The sequence below is a fragment of the Lentzea sp. genome (genome assembly GCF_036380075.1).
GTDB lineage: Bacteria > Actinomycetota > Actinomycetes > Mycobacteriales > Pseudonocardiaceae > Lentzea.
This window is the reverse complement of the sequence record NZ_DASVFL010000077.1, coordinates 24,929-51,182: the sequence shown is the minus strand read 5'-3', so window position 1 is coordinate 51,182 and position 26,254 is coordinate 24,929. Positions and strand designations below refer to the sequence as shown.

Genomic DNA, 26,254 nt, shown 5'->3' with positions numbered 1-26,254 from the left:
CGGTTTGACACCCCTCCCTGCTTGTGGCTCGCTCTGCCCGGTTCGGGACGGGACCACCCCACCCGAACCGCACCACCCACGCAACGCACAGCCGCCCAAATCAACAGGCGTGCCATCAACCCACCAACGGCGCCGGCCCGGTCCTTGATCAGCTGGCGGGGTCCGGGGCGGAGCCCCGCGCCTGAAACAGGCACCCACAACGACAAGACGACCACCCCCTCCCGCCAACCCGAAAATTGGTCTATACCTAACGAAAGGAACAGCCCCGAGCCCAGGAGCACTGGTGACCGAGACAGCACCCTCACCGCAGGAACTGGTCCCCCAGCCCGTCCAGGTGCACCCGATCCCGAACGCGACCTTCACGCTGACCCCCGACACCAAGATCGTCCTGGCCACCGAGGCAGCCCACCACCCGGCAGCCAGGCTCGCCGAGGTCCTCCGCCCCTCCACGGGCTACGACCTGGAGATCACCACCGAACCGTCCTCGAACGCCATCCTCTTCGACACCGGCGAGACCGCCGAGGAGGGCTACGAACTGGACGTCACCGCCACAGGCGTGACCATTCGGGCCACCACCCCGGCCGGCCACTTCAACGCCGTGGCAACCCTCCGCCAGTTGCTGCCACCCGAGGTGGAGGCGAAGTCCGAACAGCCCGTCGAATGGCGCATCCCCGGTGTCAGGATCGAGGACCACCCGAGGTACCCCCACCGAGGCGCAATGCTGGACGTGACCAGGCACTTCTTCACACCGGACCAGGTGAAGAACTACATCGACCAGCTGGCAGCCTTCAAAATCAACCACCTCCACCTGCACCTCTCGGACGACCAGGGCTGGCGCCTGGAAATCAAGTCCTGGCCACAACTGACCAACATCGGCGGCAGAACAGAAGTGGGCACCAGAACAGGAGACTTCTTCTACACCCAGGCCGAGTACAAGGACCTCGTCGAGTACGCCCGAGCGAGGGGAATGACGGTGATCCCGGAGTTCGACATGCCGGGCCACACGAACGCGGCCCAGTCGAGCTACGCGAACCTGAACGCCGACAACACCAGGCGCGACCCGTACACCGGCATCGAGGTGGGTTTCTCCTCCCTGGCCATCCACGAGGACATCACGTACGAGTTCATCGAGGACGTGATCAGGGAGGTGGCCGCGATCACCCCCGGCCCGTACCTGCACATCGGCGGAGACGAGGCCCTGACCACCCCGGACGCCGACTACGAGGCGTTCATGACCAGGGCCCTCCCGCTCGTCGAGAAGTACGGCAAGACCGCCATCGGCTGGCACGAGTTCATCAAGACCACCACCGACACCGGCCCGGTGGTGCAGTTCTGGAACCAGACCACGGCCGACGAGAACGTCGCGGCGGCGGCCAAGCGCGGCACCAGGGTCATCCTGTCCCCGGCCAACCGCGTCTACCTGGACATGAAGTACACCGAGGACACCGAACTGGGCCTCAAGTGGGCGGGCGTGGTCGAGGTCAGGGACTCCTACGACTGGGACCCCGGCAGCTACCTGGAGGGCGTGCCGGAGGACCGGGTCCTCGGCGTGGAAGCTCCACTGTGGACGGAGACGGCCGAGACGCCGGCGGACCTCGAGTTCCTGGCCTTCCCCCGCCTGCCCGCCGCGGCGGAGCTGGGCTGGTCACCGCGGGCGACCCACGACTGGGACGACTTCGCCCGCCGCCTGGGAGCGCAGGCGAGGCGCTGGAAGGTCCAGGGCATCAACTACTACCGCAGCCCCCAGGTCCCCTGGCAGGACTAGAAGTACCCCTGCCCGCGGTCCGAGTAGCTGACCACCAGGTGCTTGACCCGGCGGTACCGGGACAGCGCGGCGGCGTCCGCGGGGTAGGCGTAGTAGTTGTTGACCCACACCCGCTCGGCGGCGAGCTCCTGGCCGACGTTGTGCGCCAGCGCGATGTCCCGGCACCAGAGCCCGGCGCCGAGCTGGGTGGTCGCGTCGTTCGCGATCTTCACGGCGTCGTCCCGGTCGTCGAACCGGGTCACGGCCACGACCGGCCCGAGGACGTCGGCGGAGAACACGGCCGACCGGTGGTCGCCCTCGAAGATCGTCGGCTCGACGAAGTGCCCGGAGGCCTCGCCGCCCAGCACCAGCCGCGCGCCCTCGGCCCTGCCCCGCGCGAAGTACGCGAGGACCCGGTCGCGCTGGGCGAGCGAGACGAGGGCGCCGACCATCGTGTCGGTGTCGAGCGGGTCGCCGGTCTTCAGGCGCCGGGCGCGCTCGGTGGCGAGGTGCAGGAGCTCCTCGTAGGCGGCGGTCTGGATCAACGCGCGGGACGGCGCCACCGGGATCTCGCCCTGGTTGGCGGCGAACATCGCGAAGCCCTCGAGGGCCTTGTCCAGGAAGCCGTCGCGCTGCGCGAGGACGTCCGAGAAGAAGATGTTGGGGCACCGGCCTGACACGACCGGGTGGTCATCCGATCCAGTGACCACGTTCACCACACCGGGCGGCAGCAGGTCGGCGATGACGTCGAGCAGGACGTGGATCGACGCCGGCGTCTGCAGAGCGGGCTCCAGCACCACGGCGTTGCCGGCCGCGAGGGCCGGTGCGAGCACACGACCCGCGTTCATCAGCGGGAACGTCCAGGAGAGGCGCTCGTGCACGACGCCGAGCGGCTGGAACGTGCGGTAGTCGCAGGTGCCGCGGCCGAGCTGCTCGACCTCGCCCAGCTCGGCGCGGACGACGGCGGCGAACTGGCGGAACTGCTCGATCAGCATGGGGACGTCGGCGACCAGCGCCTCGCGGACGGGCTTGCCGTTGTCCCACGTCTCGGCGACCGCGAGCTCGGTCGCGTGCTCCTCCACCCGGTCGGCGATCTCGCCCAGGACCGTGGCGCGCTCCTGCGCCGTCGTGCTCCCCCACACCCGCGCGGCGCCGCTGGCCGCGTGCAGGGCGCGTGCGCGGTCGGCGTCGGTGCCGCGGGCGACCTCCGTGAACACCTCACCGGTCACCGGCGACACGTTCTCCACGTACTCGCGGGCCACGGGAGCGACGTGGTCGCCGCCGATGTAGTGGTCGTACCTCGCTCGGTACGCGACCACGCTGCCGGGCTGACCCGGCGCCGCGTACTGCGTCATTCTCGACTCCCGCTGACGGACTGGGGTGGGGGAAATGAGAAAGTAGGCAGCAGAACGTTGCATGCTCGTTGCAAGCCGTGGATGGATTCAGTGGCCCACGACCCCGAGCAACACGCACTGTTGCTGAGTCGCGTAAGAGACGCCGTGTTGAGTGGTACTCGCACGGTTGATTCGCCACGCTCGGTGATTTCCGCATCGTGGCAGCGATCACTCGCCGCGAACGTCGATCCCGACCTGCACACCGCGCCGACCGTGTTCGCCGCGGACGAGCTGCCCGATCTGCGCGAGCGCCACCCGCTGCACCCGAGCCTGCCGGTGCTGCGCGAGACGTTGCTGGGCTTCGCGGAGGAAGCCGGGCACATCATGATCGTCACGGACGCGCAGGGCCACATCCTGTGGTGCGAGGGCTCGAAAGACACCCGCGGCATCGCCGAGGACGTCGGCCTGGCCGAGGGAACCCTCTGGTCGGAGGGCGCGGCGGGTACCAACGGCATGGGCACGGCGCTGGCGCTGAACTCCCCCGTCACGGTCCACTCCGCCGAGCACCTCGTGCGGACCTACCACCACTGGACGTGCGCGGCGAGCCCGATCCGCGACCCCGACAGCGGCACGACGATCGGCGTGGTCGACCTGAGCGGCCCGATCTCGACCGTGCACCCGTCGATGGTGGCGCTGGTGTCCGCGTCGGCCCGGCTCGCCGAGTCGGAGATGCTCGCCAGGATGCACGCCCGGGACGAGGCGCTGCGGGCGCGCAACATGCGCCACCTCATCGCGTTGCGCGGCGAGCCCGGCGCGTTGCTCAGTCCCAGCGGGCGCGTGGTCGCGGTCGAGCCGTACGGGTTGCTGCCGGCGCGCGTCGACGTGTCCTGCGGCCGCGTGCTGCTGGACGACGGCCGCGAGGCGGTGCTGGAACCCCTCGCCGAGGGCTACCTGCTGCACGTGCCACGGCAGCGGCACGTGCGGCGCAGCGTGCTGTCGCTGTCGTTCCTGCTGCCGGAGCCGAGGGTGGTGCTGGACGGGCGCGAGGTGCCGATCTCGTCGCGGCACGCGGAGATCCTGTGCGCGCTGACGTTGCACGGCAGGCTGTCCGCCGGCCAGCTCGCGCTGCGGCTCTACGGCGAGCGCGGCAACCCGACGACGGTGCGCGCGGAGCTGCACCGGCTGCGCGCCCAGCTGGGCCCGGACGTGCTCGCGACCAGGCCGTACCGGCTCACCGCCGACGTCGAGGCCGACTTCCTGGCGGCCAGGTCGGCGCTCGCCGACGGCGACGTCCCGCTGGCCGCCGCGCGCTACCGCGGGTCGCTGCTGCGCCGGTCGGAGGCGCCGTTCGTGCTGGCCGAACGCGACGACCTGGCGAGCGGCGTGCGCAGGGCCGTCCTGTCGCGCGGGGACGCCAACGCGCTGTGGACCTTCACCCAGACCGACTCGGGCGAGCACGACGTCGAGGCGCTGGAACAGCTGGTCAGGCTGTTGCCACCGGACGACGTCCGGCTCGCGATCGCCACCGCGCGGCTCAGGAGACTCAGTCAAGACGATTGACAAGAGTCTCAACACCTGAATATCTTCCCAACTAAGAGACTTAGTAGGGGAGGCTGTCATGCGCGTCATCGTCATCGGAGCGGGGACCGGTGGCCTGTGCCTGGCGCACGGGCTCAAGAAGGCCGGTGTGGACGTCGCGTTGTTCGAACGCGACCGCACGCCGCGCAGCATGCTGATCGGCTACCGGGTCGGGATCAGCCCCGATGGCAGCAAGGCGCTGCACAGCTGCTTACCGCCGGACGTGTTCGCCGAGTTCGTCCGCACGACGGCCAGGCCGCCGCAGCGGATCAACATGCGGACCGAGAAGTACCGGGAGCTGCTGGTCGGCGACATCCCGACGGACGTCGACGAGAGCCGCAACGAGAAGTCGGTCAGCCGGATCGCGATGCGCACGGCGTTGCTGAACGGCCTGGAGGACGTCGTGCGGTTCGACAAGACGTTCACGCACTTCACCCAGAACGACGACGGCACCGTCACCGCGTTCTTCGCCGACGGCACGTCCGAGACCGGCGACGTGCTGGTCGGCGCCGACGGCGCGCAGTCGAAGGTGCGCAAGCAGTACCTGCCGCACGCGAGGGTGGTCGACAGCGGCATCACGTCGATCGCGGGCAAGCTGCCGCTGACCGACGAGAACGTGAAGCTGCTGCCGCCGCTGGCCGACGGCGCCGTCACGCTGCTGTTCGGGCCGCGCGGCGAGTTCGTGATCGTCCACGTGATGCGGTTCGACGACAACGAGATCGAGGACGACTACATCATGTGGGGCTACGCGGCCTCGCACGACAAGTTCCCGGACATGAAGGGCATGAGCCAGGCCGAGCTCAAGCAGGTCGTCCTGAGCATGACCCCGGACGTGCACCCGCACCTGCGGCAGCTGTTCGCGCTGGCCATCCCCGAGACGGTGTTCCAGATCAAGGTCCGCACGTCCGAGCGGCTGAAGCCCTGGACGCCGAGCAACGTCACGATGATCGGCGACTCGGTGCACCTCATGACACCCGGCCGCGGCATCGGCGCGAACACGGCGCTGCGGGACGCGGAGCTGTTGTGCCGCAAGCTCGTCGAGGCCCAGCGCGGCAAGGACGTCGTCACGGCGATCTCCGAGTACGAGCGGGAGATGGTCGGGTACGCCTTCGACGCCGTGGAGGCGTCGCTGGAGATGATGGACGGCACCAGCCTCGCCCACAAACCGGTGATCGGCCGGGTCGTGTCGGCGTTCTCGCGGACGTTCCTGCGGGTGACCAACGCCGTGCCCGCGCTCAAGCGCAGGATGCTGGCCGAGGACGCGGCGGAGCGTGATCACGTAAGTTCGGCGCATGAGGTCGTTCACGCCGGGTGAGGTCGTGGTGCGGCGTGAGGTGCTGCACGGCGAGGTCTGGTCGGAGATGCCGGTCAGGGTGGTCGCGGACGAGCCGGGGCTGCTCGCGGTGTTCGTCGAACCGGGCACCCCGCTCACCTACCCCGCCCACCACCACCCGCACCCCTGGAACACGCCGAACCGCGGGTTCTGGCGCGGGCACGGCAAGCTCATGCTGCACCGCCCGGCCGACGCCTACTCCGTCGACCTGTTCTGGAAGGGCGACGACCGGGTGTTCGGCAACTACTACCTGAACCTCCAGGCGCCCTACCGCCGCGTCGAGGACGGCTTCGAGACCCTCGACCACGCGCTCGACTACACCCTGGACCCGGACGGCACCTGGGCGCAGCGCGACCTGGACGAGTTCGAGGAGCAGGTCGCGACCGGCAAGTACTCGGCGGAAGAAGCCTCGGCGATCAGGGCCGAGGGGGTCACGATCGAGAAGATGCTGGCCTCCGGCGAGATCTGGTGGGACACGGCGTGGGCCGGCTGGCAGCCGCCGGCGGTGTGGCGGTGAAGGTCCGGCCGCTGACGTTCGACGCGCTGGTCGCCGAGATCGTCCGCCGGGTGGGCGCGATGGACGGCCGGGTGCGCGTGCTCGTCGACGGCGCACCCGCCGCGGAACCGGGCAAGCTCGCGGACGCCGCCGTGGAACCGTTGCGCGCCTTGGGCCGCGCGGTGCAGCGGGTGTCCCTCGACGACTTCCTGCGACCGGCCTCGGTGCGGCTGGAGCACGGCCGCACCGACTCGTACTCGTACCGGCACGACTGGTTCGACTACAAGGGGCTCCAGCGCGAGGTCCTCGACCCGGCCCTCGACGGCAAGGTGCTGCCGTCGCTGTGGAACGCCGCCACGGACCGGGCGAGCCGCGCCGAGTACGTCGACCTGCCGGAGAACGGCGTCGTGCTCGTCGACGGCACGCTGCTGCTCGACCGGTGGCTGCCGGCCGAGCTCACCGTGCACCTGTGGCTCTCCCCCGGCGCGCTGAAGCGCAAGACGGCGCAGGAGTGGACGCTGCCGGCGTTCGACGACTACGAGCCGGTCGCCGACATGTTCGTGCGCTACGACCACCCGGACCGTCCCGGTCTCGTCGAGTCGTGAACCACACCCCACGACCCTCCCGGTTTCGGTAGTCTGCGAGGCATGTGGCGGCCAGAGACCAGGAACCGAGCGCTGCTGGTGCTCGCGGTCTTCCTGCCCGCCCTCTACGCCTTCACCCTGCTGTCCTCGCCCACCGAGGTCGTCGCGGCTGTGACCGCGCTCGCCCTCGCGCTGGTCGTGCTCGTCGCGCTGGTGCCCGTGTCGGTGGCGCCGGCGCGGTCGCTCTCGATCCGCGAACGGGCCCACCGCACAGCACAGCTGCGCCTGCGAAACCCCGATGCCGCAGGCAGACCCCGTCCTCGAGCGCCGGGATGCGGGACGTTCTGACGTCCCCCGCACCCCAACTCGATACGGAGAAACGACCCTTGTTCGCTGACCTGGGCGCCGCCCTGGCGGGCTTCGGCATGCCCGCGCTCGCCATCGTGCTGTTCACCGTCGCCGTGCGGCTCGTGCTGCACCCCTTCTACCGCGCGGCCGTGCGCGGCGAGAAGGCCAAGGCCAGGCTCGCGCCGGAGATCCAGAAGCTGCAGAAGAAGTACGGCAAGGACCTCGTGCGGTTCTCGGAGGAGTCGCAGAAGGTCTACAAGAGCAACGGCGTGTCGATGTTCGCCGGCCTGCTGCCGATGCTCGCGACCGTCCCGTTCTTCATGGTGGTCTACCAGGTCGTCACGACGCCGAACCCGTTGCTGGACGGCACGTTGTTCGGCATCTCGCTCGGCACGCACTTCACCACCGGCTTCGCGTGGGTGTTCTTCGTGCTGTTCGGGCTGCTCGCCGTCGTGGCGTACCTGACCGTGCGGTGGCAGCAGTCGCGGATGACCACCACGCCCCAGCCGGGGTTCATGACCGGGCTGGTGAAGGTGCTGCCGTTCGGCACGATCCTGGTGGCGGCCTACCTGCCGCTGGCCGCCGGGCTGTACCTGCTCACCACGACGACGTGGACGATCGCGGAACGCGCGCTGCTCTACCGCATCCTGAGCTGAAGCTGCGCGACGAGCCGGACGAGCGGGTCGTCGAGGTCGAGGCCGTCGGCACCCTCCTTGGCGCGCTTGAGCCGGTACCTCAACGTGTTCGGGTGGACGTGCAGCCGTTCCGCGGCGGTGCGCACGTCGCCCAGCGCGTCGAGGTAGGCCAGCAGCGACTTCGCCAGCTCCGGGTCGAGCGCGTCGATCCGGGGGTCCCGGATGCGCGGGTTGTCCTGCAACAGCGCCAGGATCTCGCTCACCAGGACCTGGGAGCGGACGTCGGCGAGCGTCGCCACCTCGGCGTCGAGGTCGCGCGCCATCGCGTCCAGCACGCGTTCGGCCTCCTGCCGGGAGACCCGCGCCTCGTCCAAAGTGGACACCGTTGAGCCGACGGCCGCCTGGACCGCCGTGTGCAGGTGCCGGCGTGCGGTGGTGACGATCTCGCGCGTCAGGGTGAGGAGCTGGGCGTTCGGGGCGAGGTCCGGCAGCAGCACGTAGGTGCGGCCGCCGGACTCGCTCACGAGCGCGCTGCGCCGGTACGCCGCCGCGTGCACGGAGATCAGGCCGGTCATCTCGGCGCGGCGCAGCTCGTGCTCGCTGCGGCCTCCCTCGGCGCTCCTGACCGCGAACACCACCACGGCGGCGGGTTTGCGGGGGTCGGCGCCGATCTGGCCCGCGACCGTGGCGGCGTCCATCCGGCCGGTGAGCAGGGCGGCGAGGAGGTTCTCGCGGAACCTCGACGTGGGCTGGTTGCGCTGCTGGACGAGGTGCGGCGCGGTGACGCGGGCGGCGCCGAGCAGTGCCCGTTCGGCCTGCTCGGTCAGCGGCTGGGCGCCCTCCTGCACCCAGATCGAGCCGAGCGGCTGGGCGCCCGCGTGGATGCCGACCGCGATGCGGCGGCGGATGCCGAGCTCGGGGCGCTCGTCGATGCGGACGACCTCCTCGCCCGACCGGAGCAGGTTGTAGACGCCCCACTCGCGCAGCATCTTCAGGTACGGCTCCGGGCCCTGGCGGCCGAGGATCGACAGCCGGCGCAGCTCGTCGACCTCGTCGGACGACCGCGAGTACGCGAGCACGCGGCTCGCGGTGTCCTCGATGCTGACGATGCCGCCGGTCAGGGTGGCGATCGTCTGCGCGAGCGCGAACAGGTCGCCGAGGACCTCGCCGTCGTCGGTCGTGGTCGTCAGCACGCCCTTGGCCAGCGACTCCAGGTGGCCCCAGCGGACCTCGGGCCTGACCTCCAGCAACGCGACACCGGCGTCCGTCGCGGCCTGGTCGAGCGCCGGAGAGCTCTCCTTGACGGCGACCGCGGCGGCCTTCGCCCGGCCGGCGGCCCTGATCAGCGGCAACGCGGCCCGGCCGCGGGCGCCGATGAGCAAGGCGAGATCGCCCGCGGCGACATCGGGTGGGTCGTCCGGATCCATGATCACGACGTCGCGCACGTCGACCTCCAGTCCGACCGGCGCGACCTGCAGTTCGACGAGCGGGTCGCCGAGCGCGATGAGGACGTGGCGGAGGCTCGACACTGTTCGATCGTACATCTGACCCGGTGAATCTTGGCCAGTTGGACAACCGGGGCCAAGTCGTGCGGACTTACGGTGTGCGTACCGACACTGATTCGAAGAGGAGTTGCGAGTGGACGCGGTCACCCAGGTTCCCGCCCCGGTCAACGAGCCGGTCCTGCAGTACGCCCCCGGCACCCCGGAGCGCGCCGAGTTGCAGGCCAAGCTGGCCGAGCTGCAGAAGGAGCCGCTCGAGCTGACGTTGACCATCGGCGGCGAACAGCGCATGGGTGGCGGGGAGCGTTTCGACGTCGTCCAGCCGCACAACCACCGCTCCGTCCTCGGCACACTCGCCGGCGCGACCCAGCAGGACACCACCGACGCCCTGCGCGCGGCCCGCGAGGCGGCCCCGGCGTGGCGCGCGCTGTCGTTCGACGACCGCGCGGCGATCCTCCTGCGCGCCGCCGACCTGCTCGCCGGCCCGTGGCGCCAGACCCTCAACGCCGCCACGATGCTCGGCCAGTCGAAGACCGCGATCCAGGCGGAGATCGACTCGGCGTGCGAGCTGATCGACTTCTGGCGCTTCAACGTGCAGTTCGCCCGGAACCTCCTGGCCGAGCAGCCGATCTCCTCCCCCGGCGTGTGGAACCGCACGGACCACCGCCCGCTCGAGGGTTTCGTCTACGCCATCACGCCGTTCAACTTCACCGCCATCGCCGGCAACCTGCCGACCGCGCCCGCGCTGATGGGCAACGTCGTGCTGTGGAAGCCGTCGCCCACCCAGTCGTTCGCCGCGCACCTGACGATGCGGCTGCTGGAAGAGGCGGGCATGCCGCCCGGCGTCATCAACCTGCTGCCCGGTGACGGCCTCGCCGTGTCCGAGGTCGCCCTGAGCTCTCCCGACCTCGCGGGCATCCACTTCACCGGTTCCACCGCGACGTTCCAGAAGCTGTGGGCGCAGGTCGGCGCGAACATCGCCAACTACCGCTCGTACCCGCGGATCGTCGGCGAGACCGGCGGCAAGGACTTCATCCTGGCGCACCCGTCGGCCGACCCGGACGTGCTGCGCGTGGCCATGATCCGCGGTGCCTTCGAGTACCAGGGCCAGAAGTGCTCCGCCGCGTCGCGCGCCTACGTGCCGCGCTCGGTATGGAACAAGATCAAGGACCAGTTCCTGGCCGAGGTCGAGGCGCTGACCTACGGCGACGTCACCGACTTCTCGAACTTCGGCGGCGCGGTGATCGACCGCCGTTCGTTCGACAAGCTCTCGGGCGTGCTGCAGGCCGCTCGCGCGGACTCGTCGCTGGAGATCGCGGCCGGTGGCACCGCGGACGACTCGGACGGCTTCTTCGTCCGGCCGACCGTGCTGCTCGGCTCCGACCCCGCGAACTCCGTGTTCACCACCGAGTTCTTCGGCCCGGTGCTCGCGGTCCACGTCTTCGAGGACGCCGACTACCTGACCGTGCTCAAGCAGATGGAGAGCGCGGCGCCGTACGGTCTGACCGGCTCGATCATCGCCCGCGACCGCGCCGCCGTGGCGCACGCGCAGGAGGAGCTGCGGTTCGCCGCCGGCAACTTCTACGTCAACGACAAGCCCACCGGTGCCGTCGTGGGCCAGCAGCCGTTCGGCGGCGGCCGCGCGTCCGGCACGAACGACAAGGCGGGGTCGGTCCACAACCTGCTCCGCTGGGTCAGCCCGCGGTCGGTCAAGGAGACCTTCGCGGCGCCCACCACCCACCTCCACCCGCACCAGGGCTAGATCCGGCCCGATCGATGAGTGGTTTCCGCCGCCACCCGCGGCGGGAACCACTCATCACCACACCCCGAGGACGTGAACATGTTGCGCTCCAGCCTCCTCTTGGCGTCCCGCAGCGCGGGTGCCCGCAAGCTCGTCGAGTCGACGCCGCTGACCCGGCCCGTCGTCGAGCGGTTCGTCGCCGGTGACGACGTCTCCGCCGCGATCCGCGCGACCGCCGAGGTGCTCGGCGACGGCCGCCTGGTGACCCTGGACCACCTCGGTGAGGACACCGTCGAGGAGTCGCAGGCCACCGACACCGTCGAGGCCTACCTGACGCTGCTGTCGCGGCTGGAGTCGCACGGGCTCACCGAGGGCGCGGAGGTGTCGGTCAAGCTGTCGGCCGTCGGCCAGTCGCTGCCGGTGGACGGCGAGAAGATCGCGCTGGAGAACGCGCGGCGGATCTGCGCGGCCGCCGCCGTCGTCGGCACGACCGTGACGCTCGATATGGAGGACCACACCACCACGGACTCGACGCTGGGCATCCTGCGCGAGCTGCGGGTGGACTTCCCGTGGGTCGGCGCGGTGCTCCAGGCGTACCTGAAGCGCACCGAGCAGGACTGCCGCGACCTCGCGCACTCCGGTTCGCGCGTGCGGCTGTGCAAGGGTGCCTACCAGGAACCCGCTTCTGTTGCGTACCAGGACAAGCACGACGTCGACCTGTCGTACGTGCGCTGCCTGAAGGTCCTGATGGAGGGTCAGGGCTACCCGATGGTGGCCTCGCACGACCCGCGTCTCATCGCGATCGCCGCCGACCTCGCCTCCGCGCGCTCCAAGGACACCTACGAGTTCCAGATGCTGTACGGCATCCGGCCCGAGGAGCAGAAGCGCATCGCGTCCGAGGGCAACCGGATGCGCGTCTACGTCCCGTACGGCGACGAGTGGTACGGCTACTTCATGCGCCGTCTCGCGGAGCGTCCGGCCAACGTGGCGTTCTTCGTGCGGTCGCTGCTCATGACCAGCTGAGCGCGATCTCCGCCTCCTCCACGGTCTCCAGGGCGAACTCCAGCTTGACCGGATCGCCCACCGCGCGGGCGATGCGCACCGCGCGGTGGGCGAGCTGGAGCGCCTTGACCGGTTCGTGCCGGGTCTCCACGCAGAGCCGGCCGTAGATCGTCAACGCGTCGGCGTACCCGGACTGCCGGTCCAGGTCCAGGCCCGTCATGTGCCACAGCACCAGGGCCGTGTGGGCGGTGTTCCTGGCGTCGTCCTTGCGTTCCGCGCCGCGCAGCCGGCACGCGTGCTGCTGGATGGCCGCGAGGTAGGCGTTGGGCGGCAGCTTCGGCAGCTGTGCGCGCCAGACGTCGACCGTGAACTCCGACAGCCGCAGGGCGCGGGCGTGGTGGTCGGACTCCGACAGCGCGCGGGCGGCGGACTGCAGCACCGGCGCCAGTTTCGCGCCGAAGAACTCGACGAGCTGCGACGGCAGCCGGTGGCAGATCTCCAGGCACTCGTCGGTGGTGCGCAACGCCTGGTCGTCGCGGTCGTGCAGGAGCTGCTGCTCGGCGAGGGCCGCGAGGGCGATCAGCAGGTCGGCCTGGTTCCAGACGAGGTCCTCGGCCACCAGCTCCCGGTGGACGTGGACGGCCTCCTGCGCCGCGTCGAGGTCGTCGGCGATCTGCGCGAGGACGAGCAGCGCGGTGCCGAGGCCCTTGCGGTTGCCCGTCTCGCGCCACGCCATCACCGCCTCGCGTGCGGTGAGCTCGGCGTCCAGGTCCTCGTCCAGCTGCCGCAACGCCTGGCTGTGCCGCATCAACGCCTCGGCGAGCTCCGCGCGGAACGTCTCCGGGTTCACGACGGCGAGCCGCCGGAACAGGTCGATGGCCTCCTTCACCGCCTCGCTCGCGGCACCGGCCCTGCGCAGGTCGATGAGCATCGTGCCCGCCACGACCAGGTTGCGGGCCAGCTCGGGTTCGAAGCGCGGGTCGTCCCGCGCGAGCACCCGCCAGTTCGCGATGGCGAGCTGCATGGAGTCGGCGGCGTGCTGCTTCTCGCCGTCGGCCAGGTGGCGGCGGGCCATCGCGGCCGCGACCCTGGCGAAGTCGGCGCGGAACAGCGCCGGGTGGTTCTTCGCGAGCTCCTGGTAGAGCAGGACGGCGCGGCTGATGGCGGTCGTCGCGGCCTCGTCCTGGCCGAGCGCCTGGTAGCGGTAGCTGATCTGTTCCAGCGCGGAGGCGAGCTGCGGACTGGTCTCCGGGTCGTCGAGCGCGATCTCGTGCCACAGCGCGATGGCCTCCTCGGAGACGGCCAGCGCCTCCTCGCGCCGCTGGGCGTTGATGAGCCGCAGGCCGAGGTCGCCCAGCGCGTCGGCGAGCAGCGGCCGGTTGTCCGCGTCCTGCCGGGCGAGCTCGCGGTAGCACTCCACCTCCCGCCGGGAGGCCTCGACGGACTCCTGGCGCAGGCCGCACAGCATCGTGCGGGCGCTGAGCATCCCGTACATCTCGGCGCGGTCGAGGACGTCGCCGGCGCGTTCCACCAGGCGGTGGGTGAGGATCGAGGGAAGGGCGTCGACGGCGAAGCGCTCGTCGCGGAAGACCTGGCGGGCGATGTGCACCGCGGTGGCGCTCGACCCGATCTCGGCGGCGATGCGGAGGCTGTCGCGGGCCATGTCCGGCACGACCTCCGGGCGGGCGGCGAGGAGCTCGTCGAGCCTCGGGACCAGGTGCGGCCACCGCTGGGCGGCGCGGGCGAGCACGTCCGGGTCGGGGTCCTCCGGCGTGGCGACCGCGAGGTAGTCCTCGGCGATCCGGCCGGTCGCGGGTCCGGTGTCGTGGTCGAGGAGACGGCGGACGAGCTGGGTGCGGTTGACGTCGCACGGGTCGCCGTGGACCGCGGTCAGCGCGGCCATGTGCAGGTCGAGGACGGTCTCGCGGGCGATGTTGGGCGGCGGCTCGTCGGGGGCGGTGACGTTCAGCTGCTTCGCGAAGTGCTGACAGGCGAGGGTGAACGACTCGGCGCGGCCGGCCGGTGCCGGACTCAGCGCGAGGTCGGTGACCTCGTGGTCGAAGTCGGCGATGCGCTGGCGGGTGGAGGACCACCACCAGCCCGTGGCCCTCGCGGTGAGCAGCACCCGCGTGCGCGCCGGTCCGTGCCTCAGCGTGTCCTGGAGCCGGGTGAACACGTCCTGCCACGGGAGGCGGTCGGCGTCGTCGACCACGACGAGCCTGCCGTGCCCGGCCTCGTCCCAGTGCTCGTCGCGGAAGTGCAGGAGCAGCCTGGTCTTGCCCGCGCCCGCCGGGGCGTGCAGCAGCATGGACGCCCGCGGCGCCGGGCTGTCGCGCCAGAGCACGAGGGCCTGCAGCTCGGGTTCTCTGCCGTGGAAGGGGACCACCTGGTGGGTGGGATCCAGCAGGGCGGCAACGCTCAGTGCTCGGTCCACGGCTTCATAGTCGGCCGGTGGTCAGGCCAGGGGTAGGAAGACCACACCATCGTGGTCTTTTCCTGTTTACGCCTCACTCCTTCGCCGTCTGTCTTGGAGAAGCTCCACCGGTTATCCGGCACCCGGAGTTCAGCCTGGACTGAAACTGTCAGGGCCGGTGGGCACAATCAGGGGCGTGCTGGTCGCCCTCGTCCCGGAAGCGGACGGTGCGGGCCGGTGGCAGAAGCTGCACGACGACGGGACACCCGCGGGTCCCGCGATGGCGGCGGCGTCGCTGGCCCCCGCCGTCGCGTCGCTGGAGCGCGCCCACCGGCCGCGCTGGGTGTGGGCGGACACGTCCGAGACGTACCCGCCGCTGCTCGCGGCCGGCGTGCGGGTCGACCGGTGCTGGGACCTGCTGCTGACCGAGTCGCTGCTGCTGGGCGCCGAGGGCAGGCACCGCGAACCGCGTGAGCTGGCGGGGGCGGTGGCCCGCGAGCTGCGACTGCCCGCACCGCCCGACGTCGGCGTGCGCAAGAAGGACGACGAGCTGACGTTGTTCGGGCCGGAGCCGGTGGTGCTGCCGGGCGGCACCGACGAGCTGGCGGCGTTGTCGCTGGTTTTCCGCGCCCAGCAACGGAACCCGGCGCTCGGCCTGCTGATCGCGGCGGAGTCGGCCTCGGCGCTGGTGGCCGCGGAGATGACGCACCACGGGTTGCCGTGGCGCGAGGACGTGCATCTGCAGATCCTGGAGGAGATCCTCGGGCCGCGGCCGGCTCCGGGCGCGCGGCCGAAGTTGTTGCAGGACTTGGCCGACCGGATCCAGGAGGCGCTGGGCGGGCGCGAGATGAACCCGGACGCGCCGGCCAGCATCGTGCGGGCGTTCGCCCGTGCGGGCATCGAGGTCCCGTCGGCCCGCCGGTGGGTGCTGAAGAAGGTCGACCACCCGGCGGTGGCGCCGTTGCTGGACTACAAGGAGCGCGCCAGGATGTGGGTGGCGCACGGCTGGTCGTGGCTCGACACGTGGGTCGCGGATGGACGGTTCCGGCCGGACTACGTCGTGGGCGGCGTGGTCTCCGGCCGCTGGGCGTCGCGCGGAGGTGCGGCGTTGCAGATCCCGCGCTCACTGCGCCGGGCCGTGGTCGCGGACGAGGGCTGGTGCCTGGTGGCGGCCGACGCCTCCCAGCTCGAACCGCGGATTCTCGCCGCCCTGTCAGGGGATCAGCGGCTGATGGAGGTCTGCGGCGACGACGACCTGTACGCGGCGCTGGCGGAGGACTCGTTCAAGGGCGAACGCCCCCGCGCGAAGATCGCGATGCTCTCGGCCATGTACGGCGGCACGTCGGGCGAGGCCGGTCCGCTGCTCGCCGTGCTGCGCAAGAGGTTCCCGGTCGCCGTCGGCTACGTCGAGGCGGCGGCGCTCGCCGGCGAGCAGGGCCGGATGGTGCGCACCCGGCTGGGCCGCACCTCGCCCACGCCGTCCGCGGCCTGGCAGGAGCTGACCGGCGGGGCGGACGACTCGGGCGACGTGTCGCGGTCGTCAAGGCAGGCGGCGCGGAACTGGGGCCGGTTCACCCGCAACTTCGTCGTGCAGGGCAGCGCGGCGGACTGGACGGCGGCGCTGCTGGGCGTCCTGCGCACCCGGTTGCCCGCCAGCGCGCATTTGGTTTTCTTCCAACACGACGAGGTCCTGGTGCACTGCCCCCTGGCCGACGCGGACGCCGTCGTCGAGGCGATCGCCGTGGCGGGACGTGAGGCGACGCGGCTGCTGTTCGGCGAGACCCCGGTCCGGTTCCCGATGAACGCGGTGACCGTGGAGTGCTACGCCGACGCGAAGTAACAGTCCACACGAGACGCTCCCCCTGCCGTGACCGTTTCGCGGCGTTGGTCCGAACGGGCGCTTGTTCTTGCGCCGTGAGAGCGCTCTCATAAATGGACTGCACCCGTGACAAGGAGGTCACTCGCGCATGAAGCAACGCCGCCGCGTCCTCGCGGCCACGACAGCTCTTCTTGCCGCGGTCCCCCTGGCGATCGCCGCCATGTCCGCCAACGCCTCGATCCCACCCCCTGCGACGGGATGGACGCAGGTGTGGGGTGACGACTTCAACGGTTCGAACGGATCGCTGCCGTCGAGCGCCAACTGGATCATCGACACCGGCCACGGCTACCCCGGCGGGCCCGCCAACTGGGGCACCGGCGAGATCCAGAACTACACGAACAGCACGAACAACCTGAAGCTCGACGGCAACGGCAACCTGCGCATCACGGCGCTCAAGGACGGCTCCGGCAACTGGACGTCCGCGCGCATCGAGACCCAGCGCTCCAACTTCAAGCCACCGGCCGGCGGCAAGCTCGCCATCGAGGGCCGCATCCAGATGCCGAACGTCACGGGCGAGGCCGCCCTGGGCTACTGGCCCGCGTTCTGGACCCTCGGCGCGCCGTACCGCGGCAACTACTGGAACTGGCCGGGCATCGGCGAGTTCGACATCATGGAGAACGTCAACGGCATCAACTCCGTCTGGGGCGTCCTGCACTGCGACGTCGCGCCAGGCGGTGCCTGCGGCGAGTTCACCGGCATCGGCAACTCGCGGGCGTGCCCCGGCTCGTCCTGCCAGTCCGCCTTCCACACGTACCGCTTCGAGTGGGACGACGCGGCCAAGACGTTCACGTGGTTCGTGGACGGCCAGTCGTTCCACCAGGTGACGCAGGCCCGCGTCGGCGCCGGCGTGTGGAACCAGATGACGTCGCACGCGGGGCACTTCATCCTGCTCAACCTCGCGATGGGCGGCGCGTTCCCGAACGCGCTGAACAACAACCAGCCGACCCCTGTCGCGGCCACCCAGTCGGGCCACTCGATGGTCGTGGACTACGTGGCCGTCTACTCGACTGGTGGCGGGACCACTCCCCCGACCACCACGACCACCACGTCGAACCCCGGCGGTGGGGGTTCCGCGTACAGCGAGCTGCAGGCGGAGAACGCCTCGGAGCGCTCCGGCGGGTCCGTGGGATCGGGTGACGGTGGCACCGGTGTGAACCAGATCGCGAACGGCGGGTACCTGAAGTTCTCCGGCGTCAACTTCGGCTCGGGACCGGCGCGGCAGTTCTACGCCCGCGTGGCCTCCGGCGCCGGGGGTGGCGTGAGCGGCCTGGTCGAGGTGCGGCTCGGTTCGCGCACCGCGACCCCGGTGGGCTCGTTCGCGGTCGGCAACACCGGGGGCTGGGACGCGTGGCGGACCATCCCCGCGAACATCTCCGACGTCACCGGCACGCACGACGTCTACGTCACCTTCACGAGCGGGCAGCCTTCGCCGTACGTGAGCGTGAACTGGGTGAAGTTCGGAACCTGACCCCGTGTGAACGCTTCGTCGAGGTGGTCCGCTAGGATCTCGTCCGCAAGCACGGACGATTAGCTCAGCGGGAGAGCACTACCTTGACACGGTAGGGGTCACAGGTTCAATCCCTGTATCGTCCACCAGTTCGTGCACGTCAGGAAGCCGGTCAGCGATCACCGCTGACCGGCTTCCTCGCGTTCGGCCCCCGGCAGGTCGAACATTCCTCGAACAGGACCTGAAGCGCGCTGTCACAGCATCTCCTCCGAAGGATCCACGCCCTCGAGGACGGAGACCCGCGTGCTGAAGAAGCGCACCACGGCGTTCGCGCTGTGCGTCGCGGTGGCCGGCTCCCTGCTGAGCCCGTTCCAGGCGTCGGCCGCCGCCCCACCTCCACCCGCGACCGGGGCGGGAACGGACCGGTCCACTGTGGACCCGGCCAGGCGCGACGCCGTGCTGGCGCCGGGCTGGAGCACCTCCCGGGACCTCGCCTGGACCACCAGCGGCGACTCCACCGGCCTGCACCTGCTCGTCGCCGAGGCCGCCACCGGCTACACCTGGCGCACCGCGGCCACCCTGGGCGAGTCGTGGGTCGAGACCGACCAGTGGATCGGCAACGCCTGCGTCACCGGTTCCGGCAAGCGCGCCGTGGTCGTCTACGCGCCCCGGCACTTCACCAACCGGGCCCACCTGTTCGACCGCGGCGCCTTCGCCGCCGTCGTGGACCTGACGAACGGGCACGTCACCAAGCTCGGCACCACCGTGTCGCTCGCCTACTACAACCCCGGCTGCGGCACGGGCGAGACCGCGGTACTCACCCAGTCGGGTGTCGCCGACTTCGGCGTGACCAGGCTGAACACCGTCGACACGGCCACCGGTGCGGTCGTGCGCGCCCAGGAGCTCAAGGGCGAGGTCACCTCCGCCATCCCCCTCGGGGACGAGATCGCCGCCGCGTGGGGCTCCCGCGTCGTCGCGATCGACGCCGGCGGGAAGGCCCGCGACCTGGCGTCCACGGGTGGTGTGCCCTTCCGGTTGCGCGCCGACGGCGGGGGCGGCGTGGTGTTCATGGACCGCGACGGCGACGACGGCCGGGTGCGCCGGGTCGCCGCCGGGAAGGTCGGCGAGCTGGCCCGCGGCGAGTGGGCCGCGCTGCGCGTCACCGGCGGCGTCGGCGGCGCGGTGTTCATCACCGGCAGGACCGCGAAGGTGGGCGCGCTGCCCGCGACCGTCCGCAGGATCGACGCCGACGCGAGCGCCGAGGTGTCCACGCTGGGCGGGATCGCGTTCGGCCACCGCGCGCCTCGGCCGGGCGACCACGTGAACCCCGAGGAGGGCGTGCGACTGGCCGCCCGCGTTCCCGCCACGGGCCAGGACGTCGAGTTCCGCGTCCGGCCCGCCGCCCGGCAGCGCGCCGACGCGGCCCAGGGCCTGACCGACTCGCCCGCGGTGACCGCCACGAGGAGCGCGGGGCAGGCCGCCGGCCCGTCCAGCGATCCCGTCGACCAGGACCGGCGCTGCTCGATCCAGCGCAACGACGTGAACCTCCAGGTGTACCAACCACATTGGAGCCAGGTCGAGTGGGCGGTGGAGCTGGCCGTGCAGAAGCAGCTCACGATCACCCGCCCCGCGAACTGGAAGAGCTCGGGCATGGCCTCGTCGTGGTCGCCCCAGGCGATGTTCCAGCCCGCCGACCTCACCGGCGGCGGCCAGGTGCCCGCGCAGATCATGCTCGCCGTGCTGGCCCAGGAGTCGAACCTGTGGCAGGCGTCGCCGCTGGTCACCGAGGGCGCCACCGGTAACCCGCTGGTCGGCAGCTACTACGGCGCCGAGGACGGTTGGAGCATCAACTGGACCGATGCCGACTGCGGGTACGGCGTCGCGCAGGTCACCGACGGCATGCGCAAGGCGGGCACACCCGATGCCGGGAACACCCTGCCGCCGGAGAAGCAGCTCGCGGTCGCGGTCGACTACGCCACCAACGTCGCGGCCGGTGTGCGCATCCTCCAGGACAAGTGGAACCAGACCAGGTCCATGGGCATGATCATCAACGACGGCGACCCCTCGAGGATCGAGAACTGGTTCGCCGCGCTGTGGGCCTACAACAGCGGCATCAACCCGCAGCGCACCAGCAACCCCACCAACTGCACGCCGGGACCGTCGTGCACCGACGGCGCGGGCAACTGGGGCCTGGGCTGGACCAACAACCCCGCCAGGACGGACTACCCGCCGGACCGCCTGCCGTTCCTCGACCACGACAACTACGCGGACGCCAAGAACCCGCAGCTGTGGCCCTACCCGGAGAAGGTCATCGGCTGGGCGGCGTTCCCCATCGTCAAGTACACCGGGGGCGACGGCTACGAGGGCGGCTACAAGCAGGCGTGGTGGTCGACCAAGGAGCTGCGCACCGCCGCGAAGCCCCCGGTGCGGAAGTTCTGCGTGCTCTCCGCGACGACCGGCAACCGCTGCAACCCCGACAACGTCCAGACCACCGCCGAGCCCTGCACCAGCTCGGACTTCCACTGCTGGTGGCACAGCCCCGCGACGTGGAAGGACTGCGCGAAGGCCAGCGGTCCGTGCGGGCACCCGGCCGACTCGATCGCCGCGCCGGGCACACCGGAACCACCCGACGCCGACGTCCCCGGCGCCTACACCGACGAGTCCCGCCCGCGCCGCTCGCCCAACTGCACCACGGCCGGGCTGCCCGCGAACGCGCTCATCGTCGACGACGCGCCGACGGCACCCCTGCTGCGTGCCGGCTGCCAGCGGCCGTGGAGCAACTCGGGGAGCTTCGCGCTGAACTTCCCCGCGCACACCGACGGCCTCTACCACTCCAAAGTGGACTTCCACCAGATCGGCGGTGGTTTCGGCGGGCACTTCTGGTTCACCAGGACGCCCTCGGCCGAGTCGATCAACCGCAACCAGTACGTCAGCGGCACCTGGACGCTGGGCAGGACGCTGAACCAGTGGGCACGCGTGATGGTGCACATGCCCGACCACCAGGCGCACAGCCAGCAGGCCAAGTACACGATCAACCTCGGCAACGGCCAGACCCGCACGAGGGTGGTCCTGCAGAAGACCCGTTCCAACAAGTGGGTGTCGCTGGGCGCCTTCCAGTTCGGCGGCACGCCGTCGGTGTCGTTGAGCTCCATCACCCGCGACGGCGACGGGACCCAGTCGCTGGCCTTCGACGCGATCGCCTTCCAGCCGCTGAGCGGGAAGCCCGCCGAGCAGGTGGTGGTGATGGGCGACTCGTACGCCTCCGGTGAGGGCGCCTCCGCGAGCGGGGGCGTGGACTACTACCAGGAGAGCGACGACGCCGGCTACACCGGTCCGGACTACCGCAACGCCTGTCACCGCTCGACGAAGGCGTGGTCGCGGCAGGCGACCCTGCCGGGGCGGACGCAGCCGGTCGGCGTCCAAGCCGACTCGTGGGACCAGACGATGGATTACCACATGACGGCCTGTTCGGGGGCGCGCACCCAGCACCTGCTGCCCTCCGGGGTGGCCGACGCCTGGGGACGCACCGGGTCCGGCCAGTACCGCGAGCTGTCGCAGCTGGAACGCGGTTTCGTCGATGCCGACACCACCACGGTCGCGCTGAGCATCGGGGGCAACGACGCCCACTTCAGCGACGTGGTGCAGCTGTGCACCGTCTGGTCGCCCGATCCGACGTCGGACTGCAGCCGCAGCGAGATGGGCGGCCGGGACTGGCTGGGCGGTGGCGCGCCCGTCCCGGGCTCCCTGGGGGAGGCGGTTCCCCTGGTGATCAGGGATCGCGTCAAGCCGTCGGTGCGCACCGCGCTCCAGCAGATCAGGACCGCGGGGCCGAACGCGCGCATCGTCGTGCTCGGCTACCCCAGGCTCTTCCCGCCGGGGCTGACGGACGGCAGCTGCACGCTGCTGGGCCTGAGCCACTGGGACATGAACTTCATGAACGCCATGGCGGACCTGCTCAACGACGCGATCCACGAGGTCGTCACGACCATGGCGCAGACCGACGGGCGCGTGCTGTTCTCCGACCCGCGCGACGAGTTCGAGATGGAGAACGCCTGCGCGGACGACCCCGCCAAGCAGACGATCCACCACGTCGTCCTCGACAAGACCCTGGGCGAGGACCCCGGCGCCCCGACCTCGGCGCAGTCGTTCCACCCCAAGATCTCCGGCGCCCGCAACTACGCCGACGCGCTGGAGCACACCCTGCGGGTGAACACCGTCGGGGCGAAGCTGCCTGTGACGGTCGGCAAGGACGTCGCCCTGGAGGTGCTGGACGACCTGAGGTCCAACCCCTCCGGGTCGCCCACCGGTTACAGCCGCTCGCTGTTCCCGCACTGGAAGAACGCGGTCGACAACTGCGACGCCCGGCAGGTGGCGCTGCGCCGCGACGCCACCACCTCCACGACACCCGCGAGCTCGTGCCCGGTGACCGGGGGCAACTGGGTCAGTCCCTACGACGGGGCGGCACTGGCCACCCCGTCGGCCGTGACCACCGACCACCTGGTGCCGCTGGCGCACGCGTGGACGGCGGGGGCCAGTGCCTGGACCCCCGAGCGCAGGACGGTGTTCGCCAACGACGTCGAGCACGCGCAGCTGCTGTCGGTCTCGGCCGCGAGCTACGCCGCCAAGGCCGAGCGGCCGCCGGACGCGTGGCTGCCCGCGGTGTCCTACCGGTGCGAGTACGCGCGGGCGTGGATCTACACGAAGAGCATCTACCACCTCAAGGTCACCGACGCGGAGTACGTGGCGCTGTCGGACGTCCTGCTGACCCGCTGCTGACCACCCGTCACGAGGCCGCGTGCAGGCGCACCAGCTCGTGGAAGGAGTAGCGGTCCGCACCGTCGACGACCAGCAGGTGCAGGTCCACCAGTTCTTCCAGCAGCCGGTGCGCCCGTCGCGGGGGCACGTCGAGCAGGGCCGCGGCGGCGGCCACGCCGAACCGGGCGGGCGCGCACCGGGCCAGCAGCGAGTGCGCGTGCCGCGAGTGGGCGTCCAGAGCAGCGCGAGAGGAGTCGAAAGCGTGCAGCAGCCGCAGTTCCGCCACCAGGTGCGCGGGGTCGGACAGCAGGGCCGCCAGGTCCCGCACCGTCCACAGGGGACGGTTGCGCAGCCGGGTCGCGGCGGTGCGCAGGGCCAGCGGGAGACCGCCGCACGGCGCCGTGACCTCGTCGACGCGCGTGGTCCCCGGCAGCGCCGCGGCGGTGCGGAACACCTCGTCGGACGCCGCGGGGGTCAGCGGTCCCAGCGACAGCGGCACGGCACGTCCACCGGCGGTCAGCCGCTGCCTGCTGGTGAGCACCACCGCGCAGCCGGGACCGCCGGGCAGCAGCGGCACGACCTGCGCGTCGCCGGAGGCGTTGTCCAGCACCAGGAGCACCCGTCGTCCGGCCACCAGGCTGCGCCACCGCGCGGCGGCGCTGTCGAGGTCGCCGGGCACGTCGTCCACGCCGAACGAGCCCAGCAGGTGCCGCAGGGCGTCCAGCGGTGCCACCGGCGCCCTGCCGGAGGTGAAGCCGTGCAGGTCCAGGAAGAGCTGCCCGTCCGGGAAGCGCGCGGCCAGGTGGTGCGCGGCACGCACCGCCAGCGCCGTCTTGCCGACCCCGGCCATGCCGTCCACCGCGCGCACCACCAGTTCGCCGCCTCCCGAGGACACGGCGCGCACCAGTGCCGCCACCTCCTCGTCGCGGCCGGTCAGCCCGGCGAGGTCGGCGGGCAGCTGCGCGGGCACCGTGCCGGGCACCGCAACACCGTGCGGTGCCGGTTCGGTCTCGCCACGCAGGATCGCGAGGTGCAGGCGCTCGACGTCTCCGGAGACGTCCAGGCCGTGCTCGCGGGCCAGCGACGTCCGTGCCCGCTGGTAGACCTCCAGGGCCTCGGGCGTCCGCCCGGCCCGGTGCAGCGCCAGCATCAGGTGCCCCACCAGGCGGGGCCGGTGCGGGTGGGCGCGGTGCAGGTCCAGCAGTTCGTCCACGGCGGCGGGCAGGCCCAGGCGCCCGCGCGCGTCCAGGCGGTCCTCCACGGCACCCAGCCGCGCCTCCTCCAGACCGCTCGACAGACCGTCCCGCACCTCGCCGGCCGCGATGCCGGCCAGGGCCGGTCCGCGCCACAGCGCCAGCGCCTCGTCCAGCGCGGCCAGCCGTCGCGCGTCGTCGCCCGCGGTGCGCGCCCGTCCCAGCAGGGCGCGGAACCGGTGCGCGTCCACCCGCAACGGGTCGCACCGCAGCGCGTAGCCGTCGCCCTCGCTGACCAGCCGCACCTCCTCGTCCGCGGCGTGCCTGGCCAGCGCCGAGCGCAGACCGCTGACGATGCCGTGCACCATGCGCCTCGCCGATCGCGGCGGGCCGTCGCGCCACACCAGGTCCACGATGCGGTCGGTGGCGACCGCGGAGTTCGCCTCCAGCGCCAGCAGTGCCAGCACGAACCGGTGCTTGCGCACCCCGACGTCCACCTCGGCTCCGCCGGATCTGGCTCCCACGGCTCCCAGCAGCACGATCTCCACCCGCAACACCCCCAGTGCTCCGACGCCGAACGCGGCGGCCCAGCATGGACACCGGGCGAGCCCGCCGTGAAGGATGTTTGCGCTGACGTGGAAACATCCTGCTGGGGGGCACATGGCGTCGTTGCGCATCCACTTCACCATGCGAGACATCGGCAGGACGCGCCTCGCCGACGCGAGCGACCCGCTGTGGGAGGTGGTGCACAGCGGCTTCCGGCTCAACTTCCCCGACCGCGACCCCGCGTTCGGCGAGTGGAAGCGCTCGTTGCTCGGGAGCGGGTCGGCCGAGGTGCGCGCGGGCGCCGCCCTGCTGGCCGTGCTGGCGCCGCAGGGCCCGTACTTCCCGGACTTCCTGAACCCGCCCGAGGCCTCCCGCGGCCTGGAGGAGGGGCTGGAGGCCATCCTGTCGACCCCGCGCGGCAGGCTGCGCGCGGAGCTGTCCCGCCTGGCGGAGAACTCGCCGGTGCCGTCCCGGTTCCAGGCGCTGGCCGAGGGCGAGCCCGCCGTGCTGCGCGGTGTGACCGCCGTGCTGCGGGCGTTCCACTCCGCGGTGGTCTCCCCGCACGACGGGGCGATCCGGTCGGCCGTGGCCGCCGATCGCGCCCGCCGTTCCCGCGTGCTGGCCGAGCAGGGCGTGGAGGGCCTGCTCGCGACGCTGCCGGCGGCCCGCTGGGAGGCGCCGGTGCTGGAGGTCGAGTACGGGGTCGACCGGGACCTGCACCTGGAGGGGCGCGGGTTGCTCCTGGTGCCGTCGTTCTTCTGCCAGCGGCTACCGCTCTCGCTGGCCGACCCGGCCATGCCGCCGGCGTTGATCTACCCGATCGACACCGCGCTGCGCTGGGAGGGCCTGGCCGCGGACCGCCCCGGCGGTCTCGAGGCGCTGATGGGTCCGACGCGGGCGGCCGTGCTGGTGGCGGTGGGAGAGCGCGCGGGCGCGACGACCACGCAACTGGCCCAGCGGCTCTCGGCGTCGCCGGCCTCGGCCAGCCGCCACACCGCCGTGCTGCGCGCCGCTGGACTGATCACGACCCACCGCGACGGTCCCGCGATGCTGCACACGCTGACACCGCTGGGAACCGCACTGCTGGAGACCTCCGGCCCCACCCGGTAGCAGCCCTCTCCACCCACCACTCCCGCGTCGGGTCCGTCTGGCCCGACCGCGGTCGAACCATGCCCGAAATCGTTGAGCGGGAACAGGATCCCGCCGTCCAAAGGGGATTGTCATGCGCAGTGGACAGAGTCTGAAGAGCACGATCACGAGAGTGCTGCTGGTGTTCGTCATGGCGGTCGCGGGGATCGTCGCCGGCCAGGCGGCGGCACAGGCCGCGTGCAGCGGCGCGGGGTGCGCGGGCCTCGACCCGCAGGCGCAGGGGTGCTCGTCCAGCGCCTCCGACCTGACCGCCACGCGGCTCCGCTCGACAGGCGCCGTCGACTACACCGCGCACGTGCGCAGCAGCAGCGGCTGCAACGCGCGCTGGGCGCGGGTGATCATGGATGTCAACTCGTGCTGCTTCACGCACGAGTTCGCCGTCGAGTCCCAGCGCCTCTCCGGCAGCACCTGGATCGCGGCCGACTTCCGGACCGTGACCGTGGGAGCGGGCGCGGTGGGGACGTTCTGGACGAACATGGTGAACAACCGCTCGGACGACAGGGTCCGGGTGTGTTCCCGGCTCGTTCCGAACGGTGGCTGGACCTGCGGGAACTGGGCTTCCTGAGCCAGGCCGC

Annotated in this window: 18 protein-coding genes and 1 tRNA gene; 15 read left to right on the top strand and 4 right to left on the bottom strand. The window is 71.4% G+C overall.

The window, feature by feature from the left end; translation table 11 throughout:
- Window positions 1–283: 283 nt before the first annotated feature.
- Complete coding sequence (locus VF330_RS10345) at window positions 284–1,765, top strand: beta-N-acetylhexosaminidase (RefSeq protein WP_330851308.1); 1,482 nt, start codon at window positions 284–286, stop codon at window positions 1,763–1,765.
- Here VF330_RS10345 and VF330_RS10340 read toward each other — a convergent pair.
- Window positions 1,762–3,099, bottom strand: coding sequence for an aldehyde dehydrogenase family protein (locus VF330_RS10340; protein WP_330851307.1), 1,338 nt, complete (start codon window positions 3,097–3,099; stop codon window positions 1,762–1,764). The two genes, VF330_RS10345 and VF330_RS10340, sit on opposite strands and share 4 nt — an antisense overlap.
- Before the next feature lie 183 nt (window positions 3,100–3,282).
- Here VF330_RS10340 and VF330_RS10335 point away from each other — a divergent pair, with 183 nt between their 5' ends.
- From VF330_RS10335 to VF330_RS10310, 6 genes are read left to right on the top strand one after another with little or no spacing between them, the layout of a single operon-like run.
- A complete protein-coding gene (locus VF330_RS10335) occupies window positions 3,283–4,638 on the top strand; it encodes a GAF domain-containing protein (RefSeq protein ID WP_330851306.1) in 1,356 nt (451 codons plus the stop codon).
- A gap of 58 nt (window positions 4,639–4,696) precedes the next feature.
- Window positions 4,697–5,971, top strand: a complete 1,275-nt coding sequence (locus tag VF330_RS10330; protein ID WP_330851305.1) for an NAD(P)/FAD-dependent oxidoreductase — start codon at window positions 4,697–4,699, stop codon at window positions 5,969–5,971.
- Window positions 5,949–6,506, top strand: a complete 558-nt coding sequence (locus VF330_RS10325) for a DUF402 domain-containing protein (RefSeq protein ID WP_330851304.1) — start codon at window positions 5,949–5,951, stop codon at window positions 6,504–6,506. Before VF330_RS10330 ends, VF330_RS10325 begins: the two co-directional genes overlap by 23 nt.
- On the top strand, window positions 6,503–7,090 hold the full coding sequence (locus tag VF330_RS10320; RefSeq protein WP_414675363.1) for a uridine kinase: 588 nt from the start codon (window positions 6,503–6,505) through the stop codon (window positions 7,088–7,090). The genes VF330_RS10325 and VF330_RS10320 overlap by 4 nt, the downstream gene beginning before the upstream one ends.
- 42 nt (window positions 7,091–7,132) lie before the next feature.
- The gene (locus VF330_RS10315) at window positions 7,133–7,417 is read left to right on the top strand and encodes a DUF6412 domain-containing protein (RefSeq protein ID WP_330851302.1); all 285 of its coding nucleotides are present in this window, start codon (window positions 7,133–7,135) and stop codon (window positions 7,415–7,417) included.
- Window positions 7,418–7,455: 38 nt separating this feature from the next.
- The gene (locus VF330_RS10310) at window positions 7,456–8,073 is read left to right on the top strand and encodes a YidC/Oxa1 family membrane protein insertase (RefSeq protein WP_330851301.1); all 618 of its coding nucleotides are present in this window, start codon (window positions 7,456–7,458) and stop codon (window positions 8,071–8,073) included.
- Here VF330_RS10310 and VF330_RS10305 read toward each other — a convergent pair.
- Complete coding sequence (locus VF330_RS10305) at window positions 8,055–9,581, bottom strand: PucR family transcriptional regulator (RefSeq protein ID WP_330851300.1); 1,527 nt, start codon at window positions 9,579–9,581, stop codon at window positions 8,055–8,057. The two genes, VF330_RS10310 and VF330_RS10305, sit on opposite strands and share 19 nt — an antisense overlap.
- Window positions 9,582–9,690: 109 nt before the next feature.
- Between VF330_RS10305 and pruA the strand changes: the two genes are divergently transcribed.
- Together pruA and VF330_RS10295 are read left to right on the top strand one after the other, a co-directional pair.
- Window positions 9,691–11,316: an L-glutamate gamma-semialdehyde dehydrogenase gene (pruA, locus tag VF330_RS10300; protein ID WP_330851299.1), complete on the top strand. Its 1,626-nt coding sequence runs from the start codon at window positions 9,691–9,693 to the stop codon at window positions 11,314–11,316.
- 78 nt (window positions 11,317–11,394) lie between these two features.
- Window positions 11,395–12,318 carry a proline dehydrogenase family protein gene (locus VF330_RS10295; RefSeq protein WP_330851298.1) on the top strand — a complete coding sequence of 308 codons (924 nt, stop codon included), beginning with the start codon at window positions 11,395–11,397 and terminating at the stop codon, window positions 12,316–12,318.
- On the opposite strand, the gene VF330_RS10290 is transcribed toward VF330_RS10295, so the two are convergent.
- Window positions 12,305–14,731, bottom strand: coding sequence for a hypothetical protein (locus VF330_RS10290; protein ID WP_330851297.1), 2,427 nt, complete (start codon window positions 14,729–14,731; stop codon window positions 12,305–12,307). The two genes, VF330_RS10295 and VF330_RS10290, sit on opposite strands and share 14 nt — an antisense overlap.
- Before the next feature lie 157 nt (window positions 14,732–14,888).
- On the opposite strand from VF330_RS10290, the gene VF330_RS10285 reads away from it, so the two are divergent.
- From VF330_RS10285 to VF330_RS10270, 4 genes are all read left to right on the top strand, one after another.
- On the top strand, window positions 14,889–16,550 hold the full coding sequence (locus VF330_RS10285; protein WP_330851296.1) for a bifunctional 3'-5' exonuclease/DNA polymerase: 1,662 nt from the start codon (window positions 14,889–14,891) through the stop codon (window positions 16,548–16,550).
- A gap of 127 nt (window positions 16,551–16,677) precedes the next feature.
- Window positions 16,678–18,057, top strand: coding sequence for a carbohydrate-binding protein (locus VF330_RS10280; RefSeq protein ID WP_330851295.1), 1,380 nt, complete (start codon window positions 16,678–16,680; stop codon window positions 18,055–18,057).
- A gap of 53 nt (window positions 18,058–18,110) precedes the next feature.
- Window positions 18,111–18,185, top strand: a tRNA-Val gene (locus tag VF330_RS10275).
- A 154-nt stretch (window positions 18,186–18,339) separates the two neighbouring features.
- Entirely contained in the window at window positions 18,340–22,812 is a 4,473-nt protein-coding gene (locus tag VF330_RS10270; protein ID WP_330851294.1) for a hypothetical protein, read from the top strand.
- A gap of 7 nt (window positions 22,813–22,819) precedes the next feature.
- Here VF330_RS10270 and VF330_RS10265 read toward each other — a convergent pair whose 3' ends face one another.
- Window positions 22,820–24,532, bottom strand: coding sequence for an AfsR/SARP family transcriptional regulator (locus tag VF330_RS10265; RefSeq protein WP_330851293.1), 1,713 nt, complete (start codon window positions 24,530–24,532; stop codon window positions 22,820–22,822).
- A 112-nt stretch (window positions 24,533–24,644) separates the two neighbouring features.
- Here VF330_RS10265 and VF330_RS10260 point away from each other — a divergent pair, with 112 nt between their 5' ends.
- Both VF330_RS10260 and VF330_RS10255 read left to right on the top strand, forming a co-directional pair.
- A complete protein-coding gene (locus tag VF330_RS10260; protein WP_330851292.1) occupies window positions 24,645–25,640 on the top strand; it encodes a helix-turn-helix domain-containing protein in 996 nt (331 codons plus the stop codon).
- 112 nt (window positions 25,641–25,752) lie between these two features.
- The gene (locus VF330_RS10255) at window positions 25,753–26,244 is read left to right on the top strand and encodes a DUF2690 domain-containing protein (RefSeq protein WP_330851291.1); all 492 of its coding nucleotides are present in this window, start codon (window positions 25,753–25,755) and stop codon (window positions 26,242–26,244) included.
- Window positions 26,245–26,254 lie beyond the last annotated feature (10 nt).

What these genes read in the sequence shown, in the direction of transcription:
- VF330_RS10315 (WP_330851302.1), top strand. Translation starts at nt 7,133, where the DNA reads ATGTGGCGGCCAGAGACCAGGAACCGAGCGCTGCTGGTGCTCGCGGTC.
- VF330_RS10280 (WP_330851295.1), top strand. Translation starts at nt 16,678, where the DNA reads ATGAAGCAACGCCGCCGCGTCCTCGCGGCCACGACAGCTCTTCTTGCC.
- VF330_RS10295 (WP_330851298.1), top strand. Translation starts at nt 11,395, where the DNA reads ATGTTGCGCTCCAGCCTCCTCTTGGCGTCCCGCAGCGCGGGTGCCCGC.
- VF330_RS10340 (WP_330851307.1), bottom strand. Translation starts at nt 3,099, where the DNA reads ATGACGCAGTACGCGGCGCCGGGTCAGCCCGGCAGCGTGGTCGCGTAC.
- VF330_RS10260 (WP_330851292.1), top strand. Translation starts at nt 24,645, where the DNA reads ATGGCGTCGTTGCGCATCCACTTCACCATGCGAGACATCGGCAGGACG.
- VF330_RS10330 (WP_330851305.1), top strand. Translation starts at nt 4,697, where the DNA reads ATGCGCGTCATCGTCATCGGAGCGGGGACCGGTGGCCTGTGCCTGGCG.
- VF330_RS10325 (WP_330851304.1), top strand. Translation starts at nt 5,949, where the DNA reads ATGAGGTCGTTCACGCCGGGTGAGGTCGTGGTGCGGCGTGAGGTGCTG.
- VF330_RS10255 (WP_330851291.1), top strand. Translation starts at nt 25,753, where the DNA reads ATGCGCAGTGGACAGAGTCTGAAGAGCACGATCACGAGAGTGCTGCTG.